The following is a 4602-nucleotide window of genomic DNA, read 5'->3' on the forward strand; positions in this document are numbered from 1 at the left end:
GGAGTGTTCGGCGTACCGACATTTATCGTAAATGGCGAACTTTTCTGGGGCAACGATCGACTGATTCTGTTGCATCACTGTCTAGATTCCGATCGATTTGAAGCTTGGAAATCTCGACTGGTAAGCAATCCCGACATTTTAGGGGGTGAGATCGTTTTTCCAGATTCAAGGCTATCCGTGCAGCGAATTGGTGGCTCTCTGGAGCGAGGTGAATCTTTAGAGATATTAAGGAAGGATTATCCCTATTTAACCGATGAAGATTTCAATTTTGCGCGGATCTATGTCAAAGCTTATCCCATCTAAGGTAGACCAACGCTTAACAATGCGATCGACAACCAAACCTACAGATCTTCCCACTTCGTCACATTTGCAAACCGCGACAAATGTCGAATATTAGTTGTCGCAATAACAACTTCTTGCCCTGGATAACGAGTAGCTAAATCCTGCCAAGTTGCACAGATAATCATATCCGCATCGAGGTTTCTATCTCCAGCCGTTGGTTGTCCGCTAGCTCTAGCTACCGCCCAGATCTCGGCGGCTAAAGTCCAAACCGCTTTATCTACAGGTAAAAAGTCGATTAACTGATGTAAATCGTCTAATAATGGTAATCCAGATGCAATTATTCCTTGTTTTTGGGTTAACAGCAACCCACGCCGAACTTCATAATCGCAAACCATCGAACTAACAACGGTACATCGAATTAAAATTCGCTCGAACCAATTTTCTAATTTCGCTAAATCATCTGTATAGCTGGGGCTACATAATTGTCCCAATATATTAGAATCGATAAAAATAATCATTCTAAACTGTATAATTTTTGTCCGGCATCGCGTTCGGCATCTACTATTTTTGAAAATACTTCAAACGCTATATCTGCATCTGGTTGGGTAGATAATTCCACTCGTTTTTGTCTTAAAGATGCCAGCAGAGCGGGTATTTGTTCGCGTCTTTGGGACTCTAGATCGATCGTCCGCAATTCAAAAGCATATCGAGGCTGAGTTACTGTCTGGTTTCGGATTGCAGCCTGGAGAGTTTCGAGATCGATCGAGTCAATCTGGAGATGATGTTCTATTCCTGATAAAACTACTTCACTATCTGTAGATATCGATGCTGGAATAATAGCAAGACATTTATCCAGATCGATAATTTTACCACTCGGTAGCTGGATTGGCTTGAGCATATCTATACCTCTGTTGGTTAGAGCCATCTAATATTATAACTGTGGATCTCTGAATGATTGTATAGCGATCGATTTATATAACGACTCTAACTCAAGTTTAGCCTAAATATCGTTAGTGGCGATCTCGATCCTAGCGTTGTGACTATTTGACTATTTTCTGAAATTCGAGAGTGTTAGGCACCATATTGATTTCGATCTTTTGCCCTAGAGCCTCGCCGATTCGCTGGAGCATTGAGAGAGAATGTCCCTCATAGTCAGCATCTTCTAATCTGGCAATTACCGATTGTTTTGTCTGAATTAAGTCGGCTAATTGTTGTTGCGTTAGTCCTGCTTGTTTTCTAGCGGTATAAATCAGTTGTGCCACTTTTGCATTCAGAGAAGCTTCTCGCAATAAGTCTTGAAGTGCTGGATCGTTTTTGATGTAACGACGGTTGATAATTTCGATCGCATCATTAGTTTTCGCCATCTGGTTGTTCCTCTCGATATGTATGGGTTGCAGGATCGGCAACAAATAAACATTGTCTTTCAATTGCTCGCTCGATCTCTAAATCTGGCACTGCTGAATCTTCTTTGACAATTGCATGAGCAATTATGGCAATATTTCGACCGTGAAAGAAGTACAAAATCCGATATTGCACTCTTCGATGGCTAGCTCTGAGTTCATAGATACCATCTCGCAAGAAGTCGGCTAGGGGTCGGCGGAGTTCGTGACCCATGCTGGCTAGCTGCTGTATTCGATCTAGACAGTTGATTAAACCCTTGGGATTTTGCTGCTCTAACTCGTCTAGCCAGTCGAGAACTGGTACCTTACCTTTCTCATCCTGGTAGAAAATAACACGAGTTTCTGGCATTGAGGTAGACTGCAACAACTCATGCCATCATATCACAATTTTGATATATACAATCTCGATCCAATCTCTTTGGCGTAACCTATGGTGCATAAGAATCGTGGGTTATTTCTCCAAGGAGAGTTAAGTTAACTCTCCTTACTCATCCTCAAATAATATTATTCTTGGAAGGTTTGAATATTATTAGAACCTCCGCTGAGTTTTACTGTATTCATATCTTCAATCGTAAACATTGGTTCTTTCTGCTTTGGGGTAGGAGATGGCAATCTTTCGGAATCTGATGATTGCGGAGAATTAGAAGGTGTGTCAGACTGAGGAGAAGAATTTGTATTTTGAGAATTTGTCATGAATTGTGATAATAAAGAGACAAAGCATATCAATAATTATAGCAAACCAATTTTAGAAATAATTCATAAGGATGCTAACGAATCTCTAAAAATATTTTGTGATAATATAAACTTTCACAATACAAGACTAGCAATTTTAATTGGTTTTGACACAAGCTTTGCAGGTATTCTATCAAGAATGCCAAACCAGAGATACTTTTCATTATCAAATAATTATATACTTAAAAGAGAAGAAAATGACCTATTGCCCTCGGAAGAACTGTTTAATTTGTTTGCAAGCATTGTAGACTGGCTATTGTATATAAAGCCTTTGATTGAAATATTACTAATATTCTCACTTTTATTTGCAACATTAGGGCTATTGCCTAATCCAAACGAGGTTACTCTTTCACCTAGTAAAATGCTCGATCGGGCTAAAAATAATTCAGAAGAGGACTTGCTCGAAGGTATAATTCATATCCGTGCTGACACAATTACAAGGTTAGAGAAGCTAGTCGATAAAAAAGCATCCAGTTTTCGATATGCACTTATACTGCTTACAATAGCAATAATGGTATCCATTATTCTTGTTACCATTATTCCTGAAAATGAGATACCACCAATTATCTGTTGCAATCGATGTAATTTACCGAAAGCTCTTTAACAATTTAAGATATTTACATTGCACGTTACAGTAAGCAACTAAAAAATCCAAAATTACGAGATCGATTAATTGGGAATCAATCGATCCATAATTAGGAAATTGATTCATTGATCGGAAATCTATCGATTAATTGAATTGCCCGTCTGGCATTGGCTTGTAAAGAATCGCTAGCATGAGGTACATAGGGAATCTGAGATAACAGATCTACCGTGCGGCGTAACATGCGGACGATATCGCCCTCGTCGAGATTGGTATTGCTACACAACTCCGTCCAAGTTAACTCTAACGCCCACTTTTCGACGATGCCGACTAGCTCGTATTCCATCCAGACGGGGAGAGCTACCTGATAGCGGCGTTGGATTTGGAATAGTTGGCGGCGGGAGCCGCGCAGGGCACTCAGAGTCATTACAACTTCATCGGCTGGCTCGTAATTCGTCCAACTGTCGGAGCGGGGGGTTTCCGATACAAGGGCACAAATTACGGCGGCTAAATGGTGCGGATCTAAACCATCTAGATAGCCAGACATTAAAGCGAGGGCAATCCACAGCTCGTTATCACCACGAATGGCGGCGGCGGCTTCGCCAATCCGGGTGGGCAGTACGCCTTGCAAGCCATTGACTTGGCGGAGTACTTCGATTAAATTGAGAAACTCTTGCCAATGTCGATCGAGTTGGTTTTGGAGTGTGGTTTGGAGATCTTTAATTTCTTCTTCTAATACGGCTTGGCGGCGATAGCGTTTGATTAAGGTGGCAGGATTGCCCCATTCCCAGACGGGATGGTTTTCGAGTTTGGTTTTCAGTTCGGCGACGGTTTTAACTTGGGCGGTTAATTCGGCTGTGGCTGGCGGCTCTACTGTGGGGATGCTTTGAGCGATTTCGGCGGTTAGGGTCATCCCCTTGCGGACTTGTCCGGGTTTGAGGGGCATATCCGCAGGTGGGAGTAGGGAAACTACTTGGGGGACGCGCTGTTTGCCGCCATATTCCGACCAATGTTTGTGAACGGCGACGACATCTTGATGGTTGACGACGTACCATTTATTATCTTGTCCCAGACAGACGAGGGCGGGTTTGTAGCCCGAACCTGCGATTTTGGTGACGAGGACGGCGGGTAATGGTGTGGCGACGGCGACGTGTTTGCCTTTGAGACTGAGGATCGTGCCGGGGAAGGCGGTAGGTAATTGTTTGCCAACTTGGGCGGCTTGGAGTTGTTCGGTATAGAGTTGGAGATTTTTGAGCTGATTTTGGTCTAGTTTGAGTTGAGAATGACAGGTTTCGTAGTCGGCTAATACGTTAGCATCGATTTTACCCAGGCTCTCTTGAAGAGTGACTAATTCTTGCTTGATATCGCCGATGCCTTGCTGTTGGGGCAGTAGATGGAGGGTTTTGGTAAAATGTCCGAAACTGCGTTCGACTAGTTCTCTGGCTTCTTCTAGGGTATGGGTTTGGAGGAGGTTTAGTACCATCCCATAAGTGGGGGTAAATTGACTTACCAGCGGATCTGGTGACGATGTGGCAAAGTCGCTGGCTTCTTTCGCGCCTTCAAATCTGGTCTGAGTGGCAACTACATAGCCCACCACGTCCTTAC

7 protein-coding genes and 1 pseudogene are annotated in these 4602 nt (G+C 42.9%); 2 read left to right on the plus strand and 6 right to left on the minus strand.

Annotation, left to right across the window (positions count from 1 at the left end; all coding sequences use genetic code 11):
- On the plus strand, positions 1–303 hold a 303-nt coding region (locus RMO79_RS18535; protein ID WP_310484720.1), incomplete at its 5' end, for a DUF433 domain-containing protein.
- A gap of 38 nt (positions 304–341) precedes the next feature.
- On the opposite strand, the gene RMO79_RS18540 is transcribed toward RMO79_RS18535, so the two are convergent.
- From RMO79_RS18540 to RMO79_RS18560, 5 genes are all read right to left on the minus strand, one after another.
- Positions 342–800 (minus strand): hypothetical protein, encoded by a 459-nt coding sequence (locus RMO79_RS18540; RefSeq protein WP_310484721.1) that lies wholly within the window; start codon positions 798–800, stop codon positions 342–344.
- Positions 797–1180: a hypothetical protein gene (locus tag RMO79_RS18545; RefSeq protein WP_310484722.1), complete on the minus strand. Its 384-nt coding sequence runs from the start codon at positions 1178–1180 to the stop codon at positions 797–799. Before RMO79_RS18545 ends, RMO79_RS18540 begins: the two co-directional genes overlap by 4 nt.
- A 142-nt stretch (positions 1181–1322) precedes the next feature.
- Positions 1323–1646 (minus strand): helix-turn-helix transcriptional regulator, encoded by a 324-nt coding sequence (locus tag RMO79_RS18550; protein ID WP_310484723.1) that lies wholly within the window; start codon positions 1644–1646, stop codon positions 1323–1325.
- Positions 1633–2031, minus strand: a complete 399-nt coding sequence (locus RMO79_RS18555; RefSeq protein ID WP_310484724.1) for a type II toxin-antitoxin system RelE/ParE family toxin — start codon at positions 2029–2031, stop codon at positions 1633–1635. Before RMO79_RS18555 ends, RMO79_RS18550 begins: the two co-directional genes overlap by 14 nt.
- Before the next feature lie 155 nt (positions 2032–2186).
- Positions 2187–2375 (minus strand): hypothetical protein, encoded by a 189-nt coding sequence (locus RMO79_RS18560; protein WP_310484725.1) that lies wholly within the window; start codon positions 2373–2375, stop codon positions 2187–2189.
- Between RMO79_RS18560 and RMO79_RS18565 the strand changes: the two genes are divergently transcribed.
- Complete coding sequence (locus tag RMO79_RS18565; RefSeq protein ID WP_310484726.1) at positions 2374–3018, plus strand: hypothetical protein; 645 nt, start codon at positions 2374–2376, stop codon at positions 3016–3018. The genes RMO79_RS18560 and RMO79_RS18565 overlap by 2 nt on opposite strands.
- Before the next feature lie 91 nt (positions 3019–3109).
- Here the strand turns inward: RMO79_RS18565 and RMO79_RS18570 are convergent.
- Positions 3110–4602 (minus strand): annotated as a pseudogene (locus RMO79_RS18570) (RNA helicase); the annotation flags it as partial.

Origin of the sequence: Chamaesiphon sp. VAR_48_metabat_403, from assembly GCF_031422475.1 — a bacterium.
Taxonomy (GTDB): domain Bacteria; phylum Cyanobacteriota; class Cyanobacteriia; order Cyanobacteriales; family Chamaesiphonaceae; genus Chamaesiphon.

Bases quoted from the DNA above. Each gene is read 5' to 3' on its own strand.
- RMO79_RS18540 (WP_310484721.1), bottom strand. From the start codon at position 800: ATGATTATTTTTATCGATTCTAATATATTGGGACAATTATGTAGCCCC.
- RMO79_RS18545 (WP_310484722.1), bottom strand. From the start codon at position 1,180: ATGCTCAAGCCAATCCAGCTACCGAGTGGTAAAATTATCGATCTGGAT.
- RMO79_RS18550 (WP_310484723.1), bottom strand. From the start codon at position 1,646: ATGGCGAAAACTAATGATGCGATCGAAATTATCAACCGTCGTTACATC.
- RMO79_RS18555 (WP_310484724.1), bottom strand. From the start codon at position 2,031: ATGCCAGAAACTCGTGTTATTTTCTACCAGGATGAGAAAGGTAAGGTA.
- RMO79_RS18565 (WP_310484726.1), top strand. From the start codon at position 2,374: ATGAATTGTGATAATAAAGAGACAAAGCATATCAATAATTATAGCAAA.
- RMO79_RS18560 (WP_310484725.1), bottom strand. From the start codon at position 2,375: ATGACAAATTCTCAAAATACAAATTCTTCTCCTCAGTCTGACACACCT.